Source organism: Arthrobacter sp. NamB2 (assembly GCF_005281365.1).
GTDB lineage: Bacteria > Actinomycetota > Actinomycetes > Actinomycetales > Micrococcaceae > Arthrobacter_D.
Genome location: NZ_SZWI01000005.1, coordinates 182553 through 202818 on the forward strand (window position 1 = coordinate 182553; position 20266 = coordinate 202818).

At 68.7% G+C, this 20266-nt stretch carries 20 protein-coding genes; 15 read left to right on the forward strand and 5 right to left on the reverse strand.

Annotated features, from left to right (window positions below):
• Window positions 1–65: 65 nt before the first annotated feature.
• Complete coding sequence (locus FDK12_RS10735; protein ID WP_137369559.1) at window positions 66–1244, reverse strand: pyridoxal phosphate-dependent aminotransferase; 1179 nt, start codon at window positions 1242–1244, stop codon at window positions 66–68.
• A 168-nt stretch (window positions 1245–1412) separates the two neighbouring features.
• On the opposite strand from FDK12_RS10735, the gene truB reads away from it, so the two are divergent.
• The 4 genes from truB (at window position 1413) to FDK12_RS10755 (ending at window position 4024) form a co-directional block, all read left to right on the forward strand.
• A complete protein-coding gene (gene truB, locus FDK12_RS10740) occupies window positions 1413–2315 on the forward strand; it encodes a tRNA pseudouridine(55) synthase TruB (RefSeq protein ID WP_223263230.1) in 903 nt (300 codons plus the stop codon).
• Between the two features lie 3 nt (window positions 2316–2318).
• Complete coding sequence (locus tag FDK12_RS10745; RefSeq protein WP_137369561.1) at window positions 2319–2687, forward strand: hypothetical protein; 369 nt, start codon at window positions 2319–2321, stop codon at window positions 2685–2687.
• Window positions 2684–3160, forward strand: coding sequence for a hypothetical protein (locus FDK12_RS10750; protein WP_137369562.1), 477 nt, complete (start codon window positions 2684–2686; stop codon window positions 3158–3160). The genes FDK12_RS10745 and FDK12_RS10750 overlap by 4 nt, the downstream gene beginning before the upstream one ends.
• A gap of 153 nt (window positions 3161–3313) precedes the next feature.
• Window positions 3314–4024, forward strand: coding sequence for a DUF4345 domain-containing protein (locus tag FDK12_RS10755; protein WP_137369563.1), 711 nt, complete (start codon window positions 3314–3316; stop codon window positions 4022–4024).
• On the opposite strand, the gene FDK12_RS10760 is transcribed toward FDK12_RS10755, so the two are convergent.
• Entirely contained in the window at window positions 4021–5823 is a 1803-nt protein-coding gene (locus FDK12_RS10760) for a hypothetical protein (protein WP_137369564.1), read from the reverse strand. The genes FDK12_RS10755 and FDK12_RS10760 overlap by 4 nt on opposite strands.
• 495 nt (window positions 5824–6318) lie before the next feature.
• On the opposite strand from FDK12_RS10760, the gene FDK12_RS10765 reads away from it, so the two are divergent.
• The 4 genes from FDK12_RS10765 (at window position 6319) to FDK12_RS10780 (ending at window position 11776) form a co-directional block, all read left to right on the forward strand.
• On the forward strand, window positions 6319–7314 hold the full coding sequence (locus FDK12_RS10765) for a bifunctional riboflavin kinase/FAD synthetase (protein WP_137369565.1): 996 nt from the start codon (window positions 6319–6321) through the stop codon (window positions 7312–7314).
• Between the two features lie 103 nt (window positions 7315–7417).
• Complete coding sequence (gene rpsO, locus FDK12_RS10770; protein ID WP_137369566.1) at window positions 7418–7687, forward strand: 30S ribosomal protein S15; 270 nt, start codon at window positions 7418–7420, stop codon at window positions 7685–7687.
• 358 nt (window positions 7688–8045) lie between these two features.
• The gene (locus FDK12_RS10775) at window positions 8046–10304 is read left to right on the forward strand and encodes a polyribonucleotide nucleotidyltransferase (RefSeq protein WP_104118274.1); all 2259 of its coding nucleotides are present in this window, start codon (window positions 8046–8048) and stop codon (window positions 10302–10304) included.
• 104 nt (window positions 10305–10408) lie between these two features.
• Window positions 10409–11776, forward strand: coding sequence for a M16 family metallopeptidase (locus FDK12_RS10780; protein WP_137369567.1), 1368 nt, complete (start codon window positions 10409–10411; stop codon window positions 11774–11776).
• Window positions 11777–11869: 93 nt separating this feature from the next.
• On the opposite strand, the gene FDK12_RS10785 is transcribed toward FDK12_RS10780, so the two are convergent.
• Both FDK12_RS10785 and moaA read right to left on the reverse strand, forming a co-directional pair.
• On the reverse strand, window positions 11870–12121 hold the full coding sequence (locus tag FDK12_RS10785) for a MoaD/ThiS family protein (protein WP_137369638.1): 252 nt from the start codon (window positions 12119–12121) through the stop codon (window positions 11870–11872).
• Between the two features lies 1 nt (window position 12122).
• Window positions 12123–13193, reverse strand: coding sequence for a GTP 3',8-cyclase MoaA (gene moaA, locus FDK12_RS10790; protein ID WP_137369568.1), 1071 nt, complete (start codon window positions 13191–13193; stop codon window positions 12123–12125).
• Between the two features lie 201 nt (window positions 13194–13394).
• On the opposite strand from moaA, the gene FDK12_RS10795 reads away from it, so the two are divergent.
• The 7 genes from FDK12_RS10795 to FDK12_RS10825 all read left to right on the forward strand — a co-directional run bounded on the left by FDK12_RS10795 (window position 13395) and on the right by FDK12_RS10825 (window position 19054).
• The gene (locus tag FDK12_RS10795) at window positions 13395–14951 is read left to right on the forward strand and encodes a molybdopterin-dependent oxidoreductase (protein ID WP_137369569.1); all 1557 of its coding nucleotides are present in this window, start codon (window positions 13395–13397) and stop codon (window positions 14949–14951) included.
• 95 nt (window positions 14952–15046) lie between these two features.
• Window positions 15047–16342 (forward strand): gephyrin-like molybdotransferase Glp, encoded by a 1296-nt coding sequence (gene glp / locus FDK12_RS10800; RefSeq protein ID WP_137369570.1) that lies wholly within the window; start codon window positions 15047–15049, stop codon window positions 16340–16342.
• A gap of 42 nt (window positions 16343–16384) precedes the next feature.
• The gene (gene moaC, locus FDK12_RS10805; protein WP_137369571.1) at window positions 16385–16873 is read left to right on the forward strand and encodes a cyclic pyranopterin monophosphate synthase MoaC; all 489 of its coding nucleotides are present in this window, start codon (window positions 16385–16387) and stop codon (window positions 16871–16873) included.
• Window positions 16870–17355, forward strand: coding sequence for a molybdenum cofactor biosynthesis protein B (locus FDK12_RS10810; RefSeq protein ID WP_137369572.1), 486 nt, complete (start codon window positions 16870–16872; stop codon window positions 17353–17355). The genes moaC and FDK12_RS10810 overlap by 4 nt, the downstream gene beginning before the upstream one ends.
• Window positions 17342–17773 carry a molybdenum cofactor biosynthesis protein MoaE gene (locus FDK12_RS10815; RefSeq protein ID WP_137369573.1) on the forward strand — a complete coding sequence of 144 codons (432 nt, stop codon included), beginning with the start codon at window positions 17342–17344 and terminating at the stop codon, window positions 17771–17773. Before FDK12_RS10810 ends, FDK12_RS10815 begins: the two co-directional genes overlap by 14 nt.
• Before the next feature lie 16 nt (window positions 17774–17789).
• Window positions 17790–18557 carry a 4-hydroxy-tetrahydrodipicolinate reductase gene (gene dapB / locus FDK12_RS10820; RefSeq protein ID WP_137369574.1) on the forward strand — a complete coding sequence of 256 codons (768 nt, stop codon included), beginning with the start codon at window positions 17790–17792 and terminating at the stop codon, window positions 18555–18557.
• Window positions 18557–19054, forward strand: a complete 498-nt coding sequence (locus FDK12_RS10825; RefSeq protein ID WP_137369575.1) for a hypothetical protein — start codon at window positions 18557–18559, stop codon at window positions 19052–19054. The genes dapB and FDK12_RS10825 overlap by 1 nt, the downstream gene beginning before the upstream one ends.
• Before the next feature lies 1 nt (window position 19055).
• Here FDK12_RS10825 and FDK12_RS10830 read toward each other — a convergent pair whose 3' ends face one another.
• Window positions 19056–20237, reverse strand: coding sequence for a heparan-alpha-glucosaminide N-acetyltransferase domain-containing protein (locus FDK12_RS10830; RefSeq protein WP_137369576.1), 1182 nt, complete (start codon window positions 20235–20237; stop codon window positions 19056–19058).
• Window positions 20238–20266 lie beyond the last annotated feature (29 nt).

A 20266-nucleotide genomic window follows, 5' to 3' on the forward strand; every position in this document is an offset into this window, starting at 1 on the left:
ACAGGTACTCGGCGAAAGGCAGTCGGCCTCCCGGTCGGCTGCCTTTTGCGTCCCCTTCGGCGGTGTCAGGAGCGGGGTGGCGCGGGAAGTCGGGAGAGCCCCTCGACGAGCTCGTCCGTCCGACCGCAGAGCGCTATCCGGACCCAGCCCTCGCCCATGGATCCGAAAGCGGTGCCCGGTGCGAGGGCGACTCCCCGCTCCGAGAGGAACGTCCTCGTCCAGGTGCGGACGTCGCCACCCGTCGCGAATGAGAGGTCGGCCCACAGGTAGAACGCACCAGAGGCGTCCAGATAATCGATGCCCAGTGAGTCCAGGACGGACGTGGCCGCATCCCGGTTCGAGCGGTAGTGCTCGAGCGCCGTGGAGACGTAGTCCTGCGGGCCCGTCAATGCCGCGAGGCCTGCGTACTGCGACGGCGCGGAGACGCAGGACACGGTCGCTTCCATGACGTTGCTGAGGAGCGGTTCCATCCCGGGCGGCGTGACGAGGGCGCCGATGCGGAGCCCTGTGAGTCCGTAGGTCTTGGAGAGCGTGAGTGACGTGATGACGCGGGCTTCCCGTGCCTGGGGAACGGCCTCCGGACCGCCGGCATCGAATCGTGCGGGACTCACGTGCGGCACGTCGTAGGTGAAGGCTTCGTAGCACTCGTCGGAGACGATCCAGAGATCCTGCTCGTGCGCGAACCGGACGAGCTCGCGCGTCAGCTCGTGGTCGAACACCGAGCCGAGGGGGTTCGACGGCGAGTTGAGCATGAGTACCTTCGTCCGCTCCGTCACGAGGTTCCGCAGGTCCTCGATCCGCGGTTGGAAGCCGTGCTGCGGGACCAGGGGATAGGAGACGGGCACGCCGCCGAGCAGGCCGACCGTCATGGTGAAGGTGGGGTATCCCGGATCGGGGACCAGCACCTCGTCACCGACCCCGATGAGGGTGCTGAGCGCCAAGTGGAGGCCTTGTTGCGCTCCGGCGACGACGAAGACCCGCGACGGGTCGTCGTCGACTCCCGACCGGCGCGAGAACCGCTCGGAGAACGCGGCTCGGACGGGAGCGATGCCGGCATTGGGTGTGTAGTTGGTGTCATCCCGGTCCAGAGCGGCCATCGCCGCCTCCAGCACATGCCGCGCAACGGGGAAAGCCGGCTCGCCGATGCTCAGGACGATGGCATCGGGAGTAGCCCAGGCCGCTTGGGTGATCTCACGGATCTGGTTGACCGGGACATTGACCACATGGGACGGAGTGGAGGGCATACGCAGGATGGTATCGCGGGGCAACGGACACGACTGCTCGTATCGCGCACCCGCCGGGGCGTGCCTGATCAGCAGGACCGGCCGCCCGGTGATAGCAGCGCCAATCGCTTCCACCCATCGGACGGACCGTCGCAGGGAAGCCGCACAGCGGCCCATATACTGGGAGGCGTGAATTCCGGGCAGGTCCACTCAGGGCTGATCATCGTGGACAAGCCTCAGGGCTGGACCAGTCATGACGTCGTGGGGCGTATGCGCCGACTGGCTGGAACCCGGAAGGTCGGTCACGCGGGAACCCTCGACCCGATGGCAACCGGGGTCCTGGTGGTCGGCATCAACCGAGCGACGCGGCTGCTCACCTTCATCGTGGGTACCTCGAAGACGTACACGGCCACCATCCGTCTGGGGCAGTCGACCGTGACGGACGATGCCGAGGGCGAGGTCACGGGCGGCAGCATCGCCGCTGCGGTGACCGAACAGGAGATCCGCGCGGCAGTAGGCGCGTTGACGGGTGAGATCCAGCAGGTCCCGAGCAGCGTCAGCGCCATCAAGGTCAAGGGCGAACGGTCCTACGCCCGAGTCCGCTCAGGGGAGGAGGTGGACCTGCCGGCGCGCCCCGTCACCATCCATCGATTCGCGGTCCATGCGATACGCCGGATCAGCAACGGGCGGCTACAGGACATCGACGTCACGGTCGAGTGCAGTTCGGGCACGTACATCCGAGCCCTCGCGCGCGACCTCGGCAATGCTCTCGGCGTCGGGGGCCATCTGACAGCCTTGCGCCGGACACAGGTGGGACCGTACTCCATCGATCACGCCCGGACTCTGGAGGAGCTCGCGGAGAACCTCGACATACTGTCGCTCGACGAGGCCGGGCGCGCGCTGTTCCCGGTCAGGGAGCTCTCGGACGCCGAAGCGGCTGATGTCTCCCATGGCAGGAAGATCGGACCGAGTCCCGAGCCGAACGTACCCGTCGCTGCATTCGCTCCGGACGGAACCCTGGTGGCTCTGCTCGAGAACCGGGGCGGAGCAGCGCGGACATCGTTGGTCTTCGCTCCGGGAGGCAAGGAATAGCCCATGGATCCGTTCTTCCTCGTCGGGGCCCTGGTGTGCGCCCTTTCCGCCGTCCTCTGCATCGGCGCGGCACTCCTGCGCCAGCCGCCCAACGACATCACCATCCTCTCCACGGCCGCCGTCGAACTCTTCCTGATCGCGTACGCGGTGGGTGCGCTGATCCGCCAGGTGACGGGCGAGCCCGTGCTGGGCGAAGCGTGGGAGTTCTGGGGCTACCTCCTGACCGCGCTGGTGGTACCCGTCGGCGCTTTCTGGTGGTCGATCCTCGAGAAGACGCGCTGGAGCAATTTCGTCCTCGCCGCCGCGGGGCTGACCGTGTTCGTCATGCTCTTCCGGATGGAGCAGATCTGGGATGGGGTGGCCGGCCTGTGAAGGACCGACGGGATGACCTACCTGAACCGGGAGCGCGTGGCGGTAGCTCGAGCGCGGCTGTCGGATCGAGCGAGCAGAGCCGAGCCACGGGTCCCGGGCGTCTGCTGGTCGCGGTCTACGGAGTCTTCGCGCTGGCCGCGACGGCGCGCGCCGGCTTCCAGATCGCTACGAAGTTCGAAGAGGCGCCCCTGGCCTATCTCCTCTCGGCGGTAGCCGCCGTGGTCTACATCGTCGCGACCGTCTCCCTCGCCCGGGCGGGGTCGCGTGCATACATCGTGTCCGTCGTAGCGGTCACCATAGAACTCGTGGGCGTCATCACCGTGGGCCTGCTGAGCATCCTCGATGCGCAGGCCTTTCCCAGCGAGACCGTCTGGTCCGCTTTCGGCCGGGGATACGGATTCGTCCCGCTCATCCTGCCGATCCTCGGCCTGGCCTGGCTGCGCAGGAACAGGCCGGAGGGTGCCCAGGACTGAAGCGCCGGGTCCCGCGCCCCGTAGATGGGTGGCTCCTGCCCAATCCGGTCCTCGGCGCGCGGTGACAGTCACCCCCGATTTCGGCCCCCGCCGCCCACACGCTCCGTGAGAGTATGGCGCTAGAGCACCGATCCAGCCTGCCCCAGGAGCGACATGACCAGTAACAGCCCCGAGCACGACAATCCCTCATCCACGGGCCCCGACAGGCAGTCCGGGGCCGGCGGACTCCGCCCCGACCGCGCGGGTGCGGCAGGTGGCCTCGGTCGGGTCCACTCGGACCCCTCGGGGGCTGAGCGCCCGACATCATCGCCGTCCGAGGCGCCGACGGTGCCCCGGACGGAGGGAGCCATCCCGGGTGGCACTGCAACCGGCGCGGGAATCACTCCGACCGACACCACGAAGGGCAAGGGCAAGGGCAAGACGGCCGGCAAGAACACAATCTCCGGTGGCGACTGGAATGTCTTTCGCACCGTCGTCGTCCTGGTGGGCCTTGTCATCGCCGGGTTCGGCGCCTATTACCTGATCCTGGGTACGGCTGGATTGCCGGATACGGAAGCCACTCCGGTCAATCCGACCTTGGAGAACCAGTTCCGGTTCTTCTCCGCGATGATGATCGGTGTAGGTGCTGCCTTCATCACCATCGCGATCAAGTTCCAGTGGGCGAACATGCTCTGGCTGGTGTGCCTCATGGTCTTCGTCGGCGGTATCGGGCGGGTCCTGTCGTGGGCTTTCTCGGGTACGCCCAACTACGTTCTGATCATCCTGATGGTTGTCGAGCTCGCGTTCCCTCCAGCTCTGCTCGTCTGGCACAAATACATCGCCAAGACGAGCGATCTACGCAGGGAGTTCGCGCAGCGCAGCTAGCGGACTGTGCGCCGGCGAGCGGCGATACTCAGCCCCACGCCGAGGCCGAGTGCTATCAGGGCGCTCCCTGCCATCGTCGCCGCACTGACGCCGGTTCGGGCGAGCTGCTGCTCATGGCCGGGCGACGCGTCCGCCTGGGCCGGTGCGGGAGCAGGGACGTGTTCGGCGGGTGGTCTGCCCTCCGGCACGGGGGCCGGTGCAGGTGGCTCCTCCACACAGACCGTCTCGTCAGGGATGCCGAAGGCGGAGACGAAGGGCTCCTCGGTGCTGCTTCCGCTGAACGACGCGACGACGGTGTAGCACCCAGGGGCTTCCAGAGGGACGAAGTTCCCGGACGTGACAGTGCCGTTGGCCGCTGGGACGTCGGTGTGGGAGTGAACCGGTGCATCGCCAGGGACGCTCGGTGACTCCGCAGGCATACCGGCGAGCGGACCGTACATCGTCAGCCGCACGAGGTCGCCGTCGTCAGCCGGATCGAAGCCCTCGCTGGCGACGGTGTCGTGCACGACCGATCCGACAGGAGCCGATGACTGTGAGAGCGTGGTCGTCAGTCTCGGTTGCCACGGCACCAGCGTTGTCTCGAGGGGCAGACCGAAGGGACCCGACCACGCCTGGATGAGTGGCGCCGCCTGGGCGGGTCGCGCGCTCCTCGGATCGATGCTCTCTGTCCATACGTAGAAACCAGCCGACGGCACGGTGACCGAGGGCGTCTGATAGCTGCCCGCGCCCGACACTCTCGTGGTCACGGTCCCGATCGAGGGAGTACCGGCTGGGACCGTCGGACCCTCGGCCGGCGCGGAGGGCAAAGGACCCCACAGTGTCGAGACCACGTCGAGTTCCACAGCCTCTCCGGATGCAGGATCGATGAGCCACTGACCCGGGGAGGCTACCGACACATCCAGCATGTCGTGGACGGGGGTGCCGGGAGAAGTTCTCGCGACGGAGGTACTCGTCGTGACTTCGGGCGCGAAGGCGCGCTGGAACGGAAGATCGACGGAAGTGGTGGCGTCAGCCGACACGGGTGCGACCACGAGCCTCTGGACGTCGGGTTCGCGCGGTGCGAGCCAGGCCGCGTTCGTCGCAGGAACGGAGGGGGCCGTGATCGTGACGCGAGCGGGCCCGAAGCCTGTGGGGCGAACGTCGAGGACGTGCGGATCGGCTCCGCTCGTCCATGCCGAGGTGGTCGAGCCGTCCACGAAGCCGGCGCCGGATGCCACAGCCTCCAGGCGCAGACCAGGCCGGGAAGTTCCGTCGGCCGAGAGGATCGTCGCACTCACCCGTCCACCGACACCCTCCGGAGTGAAGGCCGCCGAGATGCTGTAGGGGCCGGCCTCCGCCCGGGCTTGCTCGACCATGGCCCGGGCACGGCTTGCCACAGCGGGCGCGAGTTCCTGGTCGCGGATGAAGTGATCCATGGACGGCGTATCCCACCCCATCCCGGTGGCCGTCAGGGACCAGACCGCGAGCTGGACCGAGGCAGCCTCCCCGTTGTCCGCGGTGGCGCCCCAGCGTCCCAGCACGAGGGCGAGCGTCGAGTTGTCCTCAGCGCTGAGAGTGGTCCCGTCACTCCGGACGAACGGACCGGCGTTTCCGTCGGTGTATCCCGATGCATGGTCGGGAGAGAACCGTTCGAAGTCGGTGCAGTAGGCGATCAGGCCTTCCGCGTTCCGGTGCTGCCCCACGAAGTAACCTGTCCCTGCCACGCCTGCGCCGGTGTGCCACCCGCCGGAGACCGGCCCAGCCACAGCCGGCGCCACACCAGCCAGGCCGAGCAGGAGGGCGAGAAGCAGCGCGAGCATATGGCCGACCGTCGCACGCCGACGCCAGCGAACGGCCTGTGGAATCCGCCGGCCGACGCCGAAGGGATGCTGTCCGCGGTGTTGCCCGCGACGACCGGAGTGACGCGCACCGTGGTGAGATGCATGCTCCGGGGGGCAGTGCGAGGCAAGGTGCGAGGGTTCGTGCGGGGGTTCGTGGGAGGGTTCGTGCGCGGGAACGTGCTGGGCGGATTGCAGGGTGCTCATGGGCTACTACCGTTCGGGTCATGGGTATCGGGCTCCTCCGATGCTGGTTGCAGGCGCGTCAGAATCGATCGCCGCTGAGGCGTATGTGGACAACCGAGTACGATCGCGACGGGCGCCTGGTTGTGCAGGGGCAGTGGAGGCCTTGGAAGTACGGGCAGGGGGCGTGCGGATGGCGGCGACAGTGGCGCTTTCGGCCATAATGGGAGCGGCGATCAGTCCGCCGGGCCACATCCGAGGCCGCGGGGATCGGCCGAATCGCGAAGGAGATGCGTGTTCTACTGGAGAGACGTGGACAGTGTGCCCAGGGATTTCGGGCCCTCCGTCCTCACCCTCGGTAACTTCGACGGCGTCCATCGAGGCCACCAGCGCGTCCTGCAGCAGGTCGTCGAGGCAGCGCGCGATCGCTCCGCCGCCGCCGTCGTCGTATCGTTCGATCCACACCCCGCACAGGTCCATCGGCCCGAGTCCGCTCCGGAACTGATCATGGGTCTCGACGACCGCGTGGAGACCCTTGCCGAGACCGGCATCGACGCGCTCCTGATGATGCACTACACCCTCGACCTCGCCTCCAACTCGCCGGAAGAATTCGTCGAGCGGGTGTTCGTCGAAGCACTGAAGGCGAAAGCCGTGGTGATCGGGCACGATGTCCGGTTCGGTAGCGGCAACAGCGGCGACCTCGAGACGATGCGCGGGCTCGGGCGCAAACTCGGCTTCGAGGTCATCGCGATCGATGACTTCGGCGCAAGCTACCCGAAGGACGCCACCGATGCGGACGGCGATCGTAGGTGCTCGTCGACATGGGTGCGGGAGGCTCTGGAGGCCGGCGACGTGGGAACAGCCGCACGTGTGCTCGGCCGACACCACCGCATGCGGGGCGAGGTGGTGCACGGCGCCGCGCGCGGGCGCGAACTCGGCTATCCGACCGCGAACCTCGCTCCCTCCTCGCAGGGATTCATCCCCGCCGACGGCATCTACGCGGGCTGGCTGATCGACGAGGCCGGAACGAGGTGGCCGGCCGCCATCTCCGTCGGATCGAATCCGACGTTCGAGGGCGTTGATCGGCAGGTGGAGGCCCACGTCATCAACCGGCCCCCGGAGCGGGTCCAGGACTTCGACCTCTACGGGCAGGCCGTCGTCGTGGAATTCGTCGAGCGCCTGCGGGGCCAGGTGGCCTATACCGGCCCGGAGGCACTGATCCACCAGATGGAACGCGACGTCGATAGGGCGCGGGACCTGCTTTCGACAGAACAACAGCCCAGACGCTAAACTTGGATCAGATCCGGCTGCAGTCCGTGGTGGCTGGATTTTTCTGTGTCGTCGTGCAAACGACGCTCAGCACATGTTCACGGTACAACTCTAGGAGTTACTCGTGGCCCTTGACGCCGCCATCAAGCAGAAAATCATCAAAGAATACGCTCTCGCCGAAGGTGACACCGGTTCACCCGAGGTGCAGATCGCGATGCTTTCCCGCCGCATCCTCGACCTGACCGAGCACCTGAAGATGCACAAGCACGACCACCACACGCGTCGTGGCCTGCTTCTTCTCGTCGGTCGCCGCCGTCGCCTGCTGGACTACCTGCGGGACACCGACATCACGCGCTACCGGTCGCTCATCGAGCGCCTGGGTCTGCGTCGATAAGTAGCATCGGAAGGCGGCATCCTCTCCCTGGGAGAGGGAGCCGCCTTCTTGCTAGAGGTACGAACCGGCCGATCGCCGGAGCGTGCCGCCGGCAGGGTCCGGCACGGTGGGTGAGGCGGAGAGCTCTCCGCCTGATCGACACGCATGACCAGCACGACCTGACAGCATAGAAGTACCCAACGCACAACAGGAGTCAATCGGCGCCGCGCATTCGCGGTCCTCGGTAGTGGTCTCCGGAGCGAGGCGAAAGCCGCTCCGTGGATCTCGATCGAAGACCGGGTGCTGTGGGCCGCCCATGAGGGGCGGAGCCACGACGGGTGCCGATTGCCTCCGATACCAGGAAACGGAGGTGACTCTCTTGGAGGGTCCCGAAATTCAGTTCGCCGAAGCAGTGATCGACAACGGTCGCTTCGGAACACGCACAGTCCGCTTCGAGACCGGACGCCTCGCGCAGCAGGCCGCCGGTTCGGCGATGGTCTACATCGACGAGGACACCGCTCTTCTCTCGGCCACGACGGCCGGCAAGCACCCGCGTGAAGGTTTCGACTTCTTCCCGCTCACCGTCGACGTCGAAGAGCGCATGTACGCCGCAGGGCGCATCCCGGGCTCCTTCTTCCGCCGCGAGGGCCGTCCCTCCACCGAGGCGATCCTCGCGTGCCGCCTCATGGACCGCCCGCTGCGCCCCGCCTTCGTGAAGGGCCTGCGCAACGAGGTCCAGGTCGTCGTGACGGTGCTCGCGATCAACCCCGACGTCCGGTACGACGTCGTGGCGATCAACGCCGCGTCGATGTCCACCCAGCTGTCCGGCCTGCCCTTCTCGGGCCCGATCGGTGGCGTCCGCGTCGCCCTCGTCTCCGACGGCAGCGGCAACGACCAGTGGATCGCCTTCCCGAAGCACTCCGAGCTCGAGAACTCGGTCTTCGACATGGTGGTCGCCGGCCGTATCGCAGGCGACGACGTCGCCATCATGATGGTCGAGGCCGAGGCCACCGACAACTCGTGGACCCTGATCAAGGAGAACGGCGCGACCGCGCCGACCGAGGAAGTCGTTGCCGACGGGCTCGAGGCCGCCAAGCCGTTCATCCGTGCGCTGTGCGAGGCGCAGGCTGATCTGGCCTCGCGTGCCGCGAAGCCGACCGTCGAGTTCCCCGTGTTCCTCGACTACCAGGACGACGTCTACGCGGCTGTCGAGTCCGCCGGAGCCGAGAAGCTCGCGCAGGTCTTCCAGATCGCCGACAAGCAGGAGCGCAACAACGCTACCGACGCGCTGAAGGCCGAGTTGATCGACTCCCTCGGGGCTCAGTTCGAAGGCCGCGGCAACGAACTCTCCGCTGCCTTCCGCTCGCTCACGAAGGCCGTCGTCCGCCAGCGCATCCTCAAGGACCAGGTCCGCATCGACGGCCGCGGACTGAGCGACATCCGCAAGCTGACGGCAGAGGTCGAGGTCCTGCCGCGCGTGCACGGTTCGGCGATCTTCGAGCGCGGCGAGACCCAGATCATGGGTGTCACCACGCTGAACATGCTGAAGATGGAACAGCAGATCGACTCGCTGTCTCCCGTCACGCGCAAGCGCTACATGCACAACTACAACTTCCCGCCCTACTCCACCGGTGAAACCGGCCGCGTCGGTTCGCCGAAGCGCCGCGAGATCGGCCACGGAGCACTGGCAGAACGTGCACTCGTGCCCGTCCTGCCCACGCGCGAGGAGTTCCCCTATGCGATCCGCCAGGTCTCCGAGGCGCTCAGCTCCAACGGCTCGACGTCGATGGGCTCGGTCTGCGCATCGACGCTGTCGCTGCTCAACGCCGGCGTCCCCCTCCGTGCACCGGTTGCCGGTATCGCCATGGGCCTTGTGTCCGACGTCGTCGACGGACAGACGCGCTACGCCGCCCTGACCGATATCCTCGGCGCCGAGGACGCCTTCGGCGACATGGACTTCAAGGTCGCCGGGACGTCGGAGTTCGTCACGGCCATCCAGCTGGACACCAAGCTCGACGGCATCCCTGCGTCGGTGCTGGCCGCCGCGCTCAAGCAGGCCCGCGAAGCACGCCTGCACATCCTCGGTGTCCTGCAGGCCGCGATCGATACCCCGGACGAGCTCTCCGAGTTCGCGCCGAGGATCATCTCGGTCAAGATCCCCGTGGACAAGATCGGTGAGGTCATCGGCCCCAAGGGCAAGATGATCAATCAGATCCAGGAGGACACCGGAGCCGACATCTCGATCGAGGACGACGGCACCGTGCTGATCGGTGCCACGAACGGTGAGTCTGCCGAGGCCGCGCGTGCAGCGGTCAACGCCATCGCGAACCCCCAGGTCCCGGAGATCGGGGAGCGCTACCTGGGCACGATCGTCAAGACCACGACCTTCGGCGCCTTCGTGTCCCTGACCCCGGGCAAGGACGGACTGCTGCACATCTCGGAGCTGCGTAAGCTCGCCGGCGGCAAGCGTGTCGACAACGTCGACGAGGTCGTGTCCGTGGGACAGAAGGTCCAGGTCGAGATCACGAAGATCGACGACCGCGGAAAGCTCTCGCTCTCGCCGGTCGTCGCCGAGGAGGAGTCCTCCGAGGACGCCGGCATCGAACTGCCCGAGGTCAGCGAGGGTGCCGACAGCTAGTCTGTCGGTCCGCTCCTCCTGAGCACCTGCGGCCCCGGCGCGTACCGATCGAATCGGTCGGCGCCGGGGCCGTCTGCCTTTTCCGAACCACCAGAAAGACCAGGATGCCCCTGTCCTCCGTAGTGTCCCTGCCCCTGCTGCCGACGCCCCAGGACGGCGACGGCCCCGACCCCACCTTCGTGGCCGGCGATCCCGGTGGCAACGTCGTACGGCGCAGTGTCCTGCCGGGCGGAGTCCGGGTGCTGACCGAGGCAATGCCGGGCCAGCGGTCGGCGACCATCGGTTTCTGGGTGGGGGTCGGGTCCCGCGATGAGGCCGAGGGCCAGCACGGGTCCACCCACTTCCTCGAGCATCTGCTGTTCAAGGGCACCGAAAGGCGCAGCGCGATGGACATCGCGTCGGCCTTCGACGAGGTCGGCGGCGAATCGAACGCGGCGACCGCCAAGGAGAACACCTGTTACTACGCGCGGGTGCTCGACTCCGACCTGCCGATGGCCATCGACGTCATCGCGGACATGGTGACGTCGGCCGTGCTCGACCCCGAGGAGCTCGAGCAGGAGCGGGACGTCATCCTCGAGGAGATCGCGATGGACAGCGACGACCCCGCCGACGTCGCACACGAGAGGTTCGTCGAGCTGGTCCTGGGGGACCATCCGCTCGGCCGACCCATCGGCGGCACGCCGGAGGCCATCCGGGCGGTGCCACGGGATTCGGTCCTCGCGCACTATCGGCGTTACTACACGCCTGCGGAGCTTGTCGTGACCGCTGCGGGCGGACTCGACCACGACGTCGTCTGCCGCCTCGTGCAGGAGGCGCTGGAGACAGCGGGCTGGCAGCTCGACGAAGGAGCCCTTCCGGTACCGCGCCGTTCGGCGGCCGAGGCGCCGGTGCAGGGCGCCACGGGCGTGCACGTGATCCGTCGGGCCGTCGAGCAGTCGAACATCCTGATCGGATGCCCGTCCCTCACGGCAACGGACGAGCGCCGGTTCGCCATGAGTGTGCTCAATGCGGTCCTCGGCGGTGGCATGTCATCAAGGCTCTTCCAGGAGATCCGCGAGAAACGGGGGCTCGTGTATTCCACCTACTCCTTCTCGGCGGCCTACGCGGACGCGGGGTACTTCGGTATGTACGCCGGATGCTCGCCCGCGAAGACGGGTCAAGTCATCGAACTGCTCGGCGCGGAACTCGATCGCCTCGCAGCGGATGGGATCGACGCCGACGAACTCCGAAAGGCCGTCGGACAGCTCTCCGGCGGGCTGGTCATGGCGCTCGAGGACAGCAGCTCCCGCATGTCCCGGCTCGGCCGGTCGGAGCTGGTCTCGGGGGAGTTCGTCGACATGGACGCCTCGCTCGACCGGATCCGGTCCGTCACCGTCCAGGACGTGCAGGCGCTGGCACGGGAACTGGCCGCCGCGCCGCGCACGACCGTCGTCGTCGGGCCGTTCGACACTGAGGCGGATTTCGCACGCTAGGCGCGCGCCGTCCGGCGCAGAGCGCTCGCGCGGCCCCGCGCGTTCCCGGCCCGGAGCGGGAGGACTACCGGGCGGGTGCCCCAGCGGCCGGCCCTAGCCACCGGCGAACGGCGGCAGGATGTCCAGTACGTCCCCGTCGTGCAGCACGGTTGCAGGGTCGCGCAGTGCGACCTCGTTCAGCAGGAAGCTGCTGCGTCCCAGGATCTTCGACAGGGACGGCGCGCCGGCAACGGCTGGACGCTCGCGGAGCTCGTCCAGCACGACCGTGAGTGAACGACCGCCCGCCAGGCGCTCCTCGTCGACGCCCGCAGCAGCTTTGGCCGCTCCGAAGAACCTCACCAGCACCTCAGCCACCGATAGCGCTCATCGATCGGTCGGGCTGCACGAAACCGTCGGCACCGAGGCCCGTGCGGTCCATGCCGTGGGCCTTCGGCTTGAGCCACATCGCGTCGCGCCAGCGTTGAGCGACGGCCTCGTCGTCCGCATCGGAGCGCAGGAGGTCCCGCAGGTCCGTCTCCTCACGCGAGAAGAGGCAGCTCATCACCTTGCCCTCGGCGGTCACGCGCGTACGGCGGCAGTCGGCGCAGAACGGTTCCGTGACCGACGCGATGATTCCCACAGTTCCGAGGACGACGTCGGGAGCGTCCTTCGCGCGGACCTCCCACCGCTCCGCCGGGGCGCCGTCGCGGTTGCGCGGGTCAGGCGTGAGGACGAACCGGGACTCGACGAGGGCCCGCATCTCGGCGGCCGTCACCATGCCCGCCTTCGTCCAGCCGTGGTCCGCGTCGAGGGGCATCTGCTCGATGAACCGGAGTTCGAAGCCACGTGCCACGGCCCACTCCACGAGGTCCGGTGCCTCGTGGTCGTTGATGCCACGCATCAGCACGGCATTGATCTTGACCAGGCCCAATCCGGCGTGGGCCGCGGCCTCGATGCCTTTCAGGACCCGGTCCAGGAACGGGCGGCGCGTCAGTTGCGCGAAGGTCTCCGGGTGCAGGGAGTCCATCGAGACGTTGATGCGGGTCAGTCCCGCTTCCTTCAGCTGCACGGCACGGCGGTCGAGGCCCAGGGCGTTGGTCGTCATCGAGATGGGCAGGTCCGGGTGGTTGCTCCGGATGTCCCGGATGATCTCGAGGAGGTCCGCTCGCACGAGCGGCTCACCACCCGTCAGGCGAAGCTCCCGGACGCCGAGCAGGTCGACGCCGATCCGGACCAGGCGGACGATCTCGGTGCGGGAGAGTACCTGGTCCTTCTGCAGCCAGTTGAGGCCCTCGGCGGGCATGCAATAGGTGCAGCGCAGGTTGCATTTGTCCGTCAGGGACAGGCGCATGTCCGTGGCCTGCCTCCCGTGGGAATCCACGAGACCAGGGGCCGTGGCCCCGCGGGCGTTGCCCGGCATTCCGAGTTGGATTCCCATGCATCGAGGGTACGCCCTTTGCCGCTTCCGCCCCTACCCGGCGGAAGAGCACGGCGCAGCTGTCAATTGCGGTCCGGGTCGGGTAGGGGCCGGGTAGGGGTCGGGCCGCGGTGCAGGGGAACCGAAGCCGGTCCGCGGTCGTGTAACGGAGGAAACCTGACCGGTAACGCGCCGTCGTCGGGCCCTGACGGGGAGGCGACCATGATTCGACGGCGGACCTGGGCGCTGGCGTGCGGGGTCCTCGCGGTGGCCCTGGGGGTCATCAGCGGGGAGCTCGCAGCCGCTGCCCTGAGCCCCTCCGTCACGCCCGTCAGCGCGGTCGGTTCCTCCGTGATCGACGTCCTGCCGCCCGGTGTCAAGGACTGGGCCATCGCGTCGTTCGGAACCGCCGACAAGACGGTCTTCCTGATTACGATCGCCGTCCTCATCACGCTCGTTGCCCCCGCGACCGGTTTCCTCGAGTATCGCCGGAGGTTCGCCGGACGCGCGGTCATCGCAGGGTTCGGCGTCCTCGGTGCCGTCGCGGTGGCATCGCGCCCGCAATCCTCCCTCGTGTCGCTCGTGGCGCCGGTCGTTGCGGCCGTCGTGGCGATCCTCGTCCTCAACGCGCTCGTGCGGGCGCTTCGGACATGGTCCCGGGAAGCCGATCAGCGGCGAGCGGAGGCAGCGCCCGCCCGACGCCGGTTCCTGCAGGGTGCGGGTGGTGCTGCCATCGTCGCAGCGGCGACCGGAGTGGCAGCGACCGGTGTGCGGTCGTCGCAGTCGGCGGTCGCACAGCAGCGATCGACGATCGAGCTCCCCACTCCTACGGTGACAGCCGCCCCGCCGCCGCCCGAGGGGTCCTTCATCCCCGAGGGCGCGGACCTCGGGGTCCCCGGCATCAGCGACCTGGTGACGGCGAACGACGACTTCTACCGGATAGACACCGCCCTCGTGGTGCCCGTCATCGATGCGTCGACGTGGTCCCTCAGAGTGACAGGACTCGTGGACCGCGAGGTCGAGATCACCTTCGACGAACTGCTCGCGCTGCCCCTCGTCGAGCGTTACGTCACGCTGGCGTGCGTCTCCAACACGGTGGGTGGGGACCTGACGGGCAATGCCCGCTGGCTGGGTCTCCCCGTGCGGCTGCTCCTGGCCCGCGCCGGTGTTCGACCCGAAGCGGACATGGTGCTGTCCCGAAGCGTCGACGGCTTCACGGCAGGCACGCCGCTGGAGGCACTGACCGACGAACGGGACTCCCTCCTCGCGGTAGGCATGAACGGCGAGCCGCTGCCCGTCGAACACGGGTTCCCCGTACGGCTCGTTGTTCCCGGACTCTACGGATTCGTCTCCGCGACGAAGTGGGTGAGCGAGCTCAGGGTGACGCGCTTCGCGGATGACAAGGCGTACTGGTCTACGCGCGGCTGGTCCGAGCGGGGCCCCGTCAAGACGTCCTCCCGCATCGACGTGCCGCGCACCAACGCGAGCGTCCCGGCGGGCGACGTCGTCGTCGGGGGAGTCGCCTGGGCGCAGCACAGGGGAGTCGAGGCGGTCGAGGTGAGGGTCGACGGCGGCGCCTGGCAGCGCGCGGAGCTCGCCAGGCCCATCTCCGCCGATACCTGGTGCCAGTACCGCGCCACCCTGCCGCTCGGTTCCGGTACCCACACCGTCCAGTCGCGGGCGACCGACGCCGAGGGCGGGCTGCAGTCGGATGCCTTCGTCGACCCCGCGCCTGACGGCGCCGAGGGACTCCACACGGTAACGTTCACGGTGACCTAGACCACCTGCGGTCCTTCTGTCCACCGTGCGACCGTGGCACGCCACCCGGGACACTCAGGGGCGCGGATATGCCGGCAGACACGTGAGAGGCAGTGATGAGAAGAACCGTCGCCGAACACCAGGCCGCCGTTGCCGGGCTGCTGCGCTGGAGTAGCGGGTACGGCGGCACCGAGCCGGAGGACCTTGCGATTTCCGATGGCTTGGGGCGAACGCTGGCCGAGGACGTGCGCGCGCCGGTGGCCCTGCCGCCCTTCGACAACTCGCAGATGGACGGCTACGCCGTGCATGCGGACGATCTCGCAGTCCCCTCCTCGCTGGTCGTGGCCGAGGCGATTCCCGCGGGGTCGGTGCCGCTCGCCCTCGAGGCCGGAACGGCGGCGCCGATCATGACGGGAGCGATGCTGCCGCCGGGGGCGGCCGCCGTCGTGCCCATCGAGCGGGTTGACCCGCCGCAGTTCTATTCCGCCGCGGAACGGGCACGCGGCGAAGCGACCGTACGGCTTCCCGGCGGCATCGACGACGGCCTCTACGTCCGCCGCGCCGGGAGCGACATCGCCGAGGGAGAGGTCGCAGTGCAGGCGGGCACCCTGCTCGGGCCCGCGCAGCTGGGACTCCTGGCGGCATGTGGCGTCGGAACGGTCCTTGTCCGCCCGCGCTTCCGCGTGCTGCTGCTCTCGACCGGTGACGAGGTCGCCGAACCGGGAGCCCCTCTCGCACCCGGGACCATCTACGACGCCAACACCACGTTGCTCGAGGCATCGCTGCGTGACGCCGGCGTCGAGGTCACGCGCCACCGGCTCCTCGGGGACGACCCAGCCGTTCTCCGGGAAGCCCTCGGAGCCATCACGGCAACCAGCACGCACCTCGTCCTCAGTACCGGTGGCATCAGCCAGGGTGCCTACGAGGTGGTCAAGCAGGCTCTGGCGAACAGCAGCGTCGAGTTCTCGTCCGTCGCCCTGCAACCGGGCGGGCCCCAGGCCCACGGCACCATATCCGGCGTCCCGTTCCTCGGGTTCCCGGGCAACCCGGTCAGCGCCTTCGTCTCCTTCGAGATGTTCCTCCGCCCCGCACTCCACCAGCTCACGGGCGTTCCGTCCCGGCGCCCGGTTCTGGAAGCAGTCCTCGTCGACGCCGTGGAGAGCCCTGAAGCGAAGCACCAGGTACGGCGCGGCCTGTACCGGGACGGCAAGGTTGCGCTGGTGGGCGGTCCCGACTCGCATCTCCTCCACGCCCTCGCCGGCTCCAACTGCCTCGTCCACCTTCCCGTCGGCGTCGCGGCCCTGAGTGCAGGGGCGCAGGTCGAGGTGACACTCTTCGGGCCGGAGCCCGCGGATCCGTTCACGATCGAGGACGTGCTCGTGACGGAGGAGGCCGACACCGATGGACGCTGACGGAACGACTGCTGGAACGACTGCCCCAGGAAGGACCGCATCATGACCACGCCGACACCTCAGCCCGAGGGGCTGTCCCACGTCAGGGCCGACGGCACCGCCCACATGGTCGACGTCTCGGGCAAACAGGCGACGACGCGGCAGGCCGTCGCGGAAGCGACCCTGGAGACCACGCCGGAGGTCGTGGCGCTCATCACCGAGGCGAACCTGCCGAAGGGTGACGCCCTCGCCGTCGCCCGCATCGCGGGCATCATGGGAGCGAAGCAGACGTCCACCCTGATCCCGCTGTGCCATCCGTTGCCGTTGTCGAAGGTCACGCTGGACTTCGAGAGCGACGGCGGGCACGTGCGGATCGTCGCAGCCGTCAAGACGACGGCGCTCACCGGCGTCGAGATGGAGGCGCTGACGGCAGCCTCCATCGCGGCCCTGACCCTGTACGACATGATCAAGGCCGTGGACAAGCACGCGGTGATCAACCGCACGCGCGTGGTGTCGAAGTCCGGCGGGAAGAGCGGAGACTGGACGCTATGACATCCCTTCGCACCGCAGCCGTGGTCATCGCATCGACCCGCGCCGCAGCCGGAACCTACGAGGACGAATGCGGCCCGGCCATCGCCGAGTGGCTCTACCAGCACGGGTTCGCCGTCGCGGATGCAGTCGTCGTGCCGGACGGCGTCGCCGTCGGATCGGCGATCGGTGCCGCCCTCGAAGCGCGGCCCGCGGTCCTCATCACGAGTGGCGGAACGGGGTTGAGTCCCGATGATGCGACGCCGGAGCAGACCGCCCCCTATCTGACGCGCAGCCTCCCCGGCATCATGGAGGCCATTCGCCACGCCGGTTCGGAGAAGGTCCCGACGGCGGTCCTCAGCCGAGGTCTCGCGGGGACGGCAGGATCAACCTTCGTCATCAACCTCCCGGGGTCTCCCGGGGGAGTGCGGGACGGCCTCGCCGTGCTCTCACCGCTCATCGACCACATCTGCTCCCAATTGGAGGGCCACAATGACCACCGGTGAAGTCGTCCACGCGGCTGTCGCGGACACCCCGATCACGCCCGAGGAAGCGCACGCCGGCGTCGACTCGCCACAGTGCGGGGCAATCGTCGGCTTCAGCGGCGTGGTGAGGAACCACGACGGCGGTCGCGACGTCACGTCCCTGAGCTACTCGGCCCATCCGAGCGCCGAGCGGATCATCCGCGAGGTCGCCGAGGAGATCGCCGCGCGGCACGGCGGCGTCCGGATCTGGGTGGCCCACCGCGTCGGACCGCTCGCCATCGGCGATCAGGCGCTGGTTGCCGCCGTCGGTGCCGCCCACCGCGGAGAGGCGTTCCGTGCCTGCTCGGACCTCGTCGATCTGGTCAAGGAACGCGTGCCCATCTGGAAGGAGCAGTTCTTCACCGACGGTTCGGTGGAATGGGTGGGCGCGGGAGCCTGACAGTAGGCTGGAGCCCATGACTGAACTACTGCCCGTGGCCGTACTGGGAGCCCGGGGGCGCATGGGGGCGGAGGCCGTCCGGGCCGTCGAGGCGGCGGCGGATCTGGAGCTCGTCGCAGCCCTCGGCAGCAACGATCCGCTCGAGTCCCTCGTGTCCGCCGGCGCCCGGGTCGTCGTCGACCTGACCGTTCCTGATGCGACGGTCGGCAACGTCAGCTTCGCCGTCGAGCACGGTATGCACGCCGTCGTCGGGACGACGGGCTGGTCCGGCGAGCGGCTCACGCGCCTCCGGTCCCTGCTGGCGGACAGTCCCGGAACGGGAGTGCTGATCGCGCCGAACTTCGCGCTGGGTTCCGTTCTCGCAACCGCCTTCGCCGCCTCGGCGGCGCGCTACTTCGAATCGGTCGAGATCGTGGAACTGCACCACCCCGACAAGGTGGACGCGCCGTCGGGGACGGCCGTGAGGACGGCCCAGCTGATCTCCGCCTCCCGGTCCGCAGCGGGTGTTCCGGCTGCTCCCGACGCCACCAGGGACCAGCTCGACGGGGCGCGCGGGGCGGTCGTGGACGGCGTGCCCGTGCACTCGGTCCGGCTTCGGGGACTCACGGCCCACCAGGAGGTCCTGCTGGGCAGCCCGGGGGAGCAGCTCACCATCCGGCACGACTCCTTTGACAGGGCCTCCTTCATGCCCGGCGTCCTCCTCGGAATCCGCTCCGTAGCGCGGCATCCCGGATTGACGGTCGGTTTGGACGGGTACCTGGACCTATCGGGCGGAAACGCCTGATGCAGCCCGTCCTCGCGATCTACCGGAAGCACAGGGTGAAGCTGGGCGTCCTGCTGGTCACTGCGCTCCTGGTCTTCTGGCTTGCGGTCGCCTTCCAGCGGAGCTTCCTCCTGCTCGGCGATCCGGAACCGGTCGCGAAGGCGATCGGCGCCGGGTACCTGCTGCTGCCCTGCATCGGCGCCTGGGCGCTGATCCGCGAACTGCTCTTCGGCGCACAGACGGAGCGGATGGCACGCCAGCTGGACGGCGAAGGCGGACTCCCGGTGGACGACCTGCCGAGAACCCCCTCGGGGCGCATCGTCCGGTCCGCGGCCGATGAAGCCTTCCCCGCCTTTCAGGCCGAGGTCGAGGCCGACCCGGAGAACTGGCGCAGCTGGTTCCGGCTCTCTTGTGCCTATGACGCGGCCGGCGACCGCAAGCGGGCGCGGCACGCCATGCGCGCTGCAGGCAGACTGCATCGACAGCACGGCGCAGGCGGGTCCCGCCAGGCTCCGTGACCTAGCGACGCACGTCGGCCCGGCCCTCGCGCGCCGCGGCCGCCGCGCCCGAGGCGAGCAGCTCCAGCGGCCCGCGGGCATCGAGGCGCTGGAGAAGGATACCGAGCGCTACTGCGGCCGCGATCTGCAGCCAGAGGAGCGGTACCGGGTCCGGCAGGGGAACCAGCTGGTCGGCCCAGCTCATGACGCAGATGTGCAGGCTGTACAGCGTCAGCGTCATCGATCCGGGAGCTGACAGCGGCAGGAGTGCCCGGGGGAACCGGCGGGTCAGCAGGAGGCAGACGGCGATGAGAGCCGCAGCGCAGCCGGCCACATGGGCGAGGTCGAGCGGAGTCCCCGAATGGGGAGCACTCACCGCGAGCCACCACCAGGAGCCGGACCGGTCGACCCCCGCCAGCCCGACGTCGAGCATCGCCTCGAGCGGGTATCGGCGCCCGTCCGGTGTCTGCAGGAGCGCGGCCATGCCCCCTGCCGGCCCGAGGAGCTGGGCACTGACGAATCGTGCACCCACCGCTGCGACGACACCGGTCCCGAGGAGTGCCAGTTGCACGCCGAGCCGCGCCAGGTCCAGCCGACCGATCGCCATGCCGACGAGAATGAAGCCCAGCCACTGCAGCACGGGGTAGTAGCCGGTGAGGAAGATGTCCGCTGCCAGGGTCTGTGGCACGAGGAAGTGCTCGAACATCGGGTTCCCGCCCACCGTCGGCGGAGTCACGCCTGCAGTGACGATCGGGCGCAGGAGGTGGGCCGCCACGGGTGCGAGCAACAACCAGCCCGCGGCCCATGCCGCGAGTCCCCGCGCCCGCAAGCCGGTGAAGGGCAGCGCAACGAGGAACAGCACGCCGTAGTGGAACAGGATGATCGCGATGTTCGTCTCGACGCCCCCGAGGAGGAGGCCGAGGAGCGCGATGACTACAGCGCGGACCGCGATGCCCCTGCGGTCCGCGGTCAGAGGGCGGTCCCGGTGCGGCGACCTGCCCCCGGTCAGCAACGCTAGCCCGATTCCGGCGACGACGGCGAACAGGCCCGACGCCCGGCCGGAGAAGAGCAGCGCGGTCCACGTGGCGTCCGTGGTGCCGGGAGCGTAGAGCGGGAGGACGTGCGTGCTCATCATCCCGAAGAGCGCCACGCCGCGGGCCGCGTCGATCCCGGTCAACCGCCGCGCGACGGGCTTCTTCTGCATCCAGCCATGGTGTCACAGGCGCCTTCGCC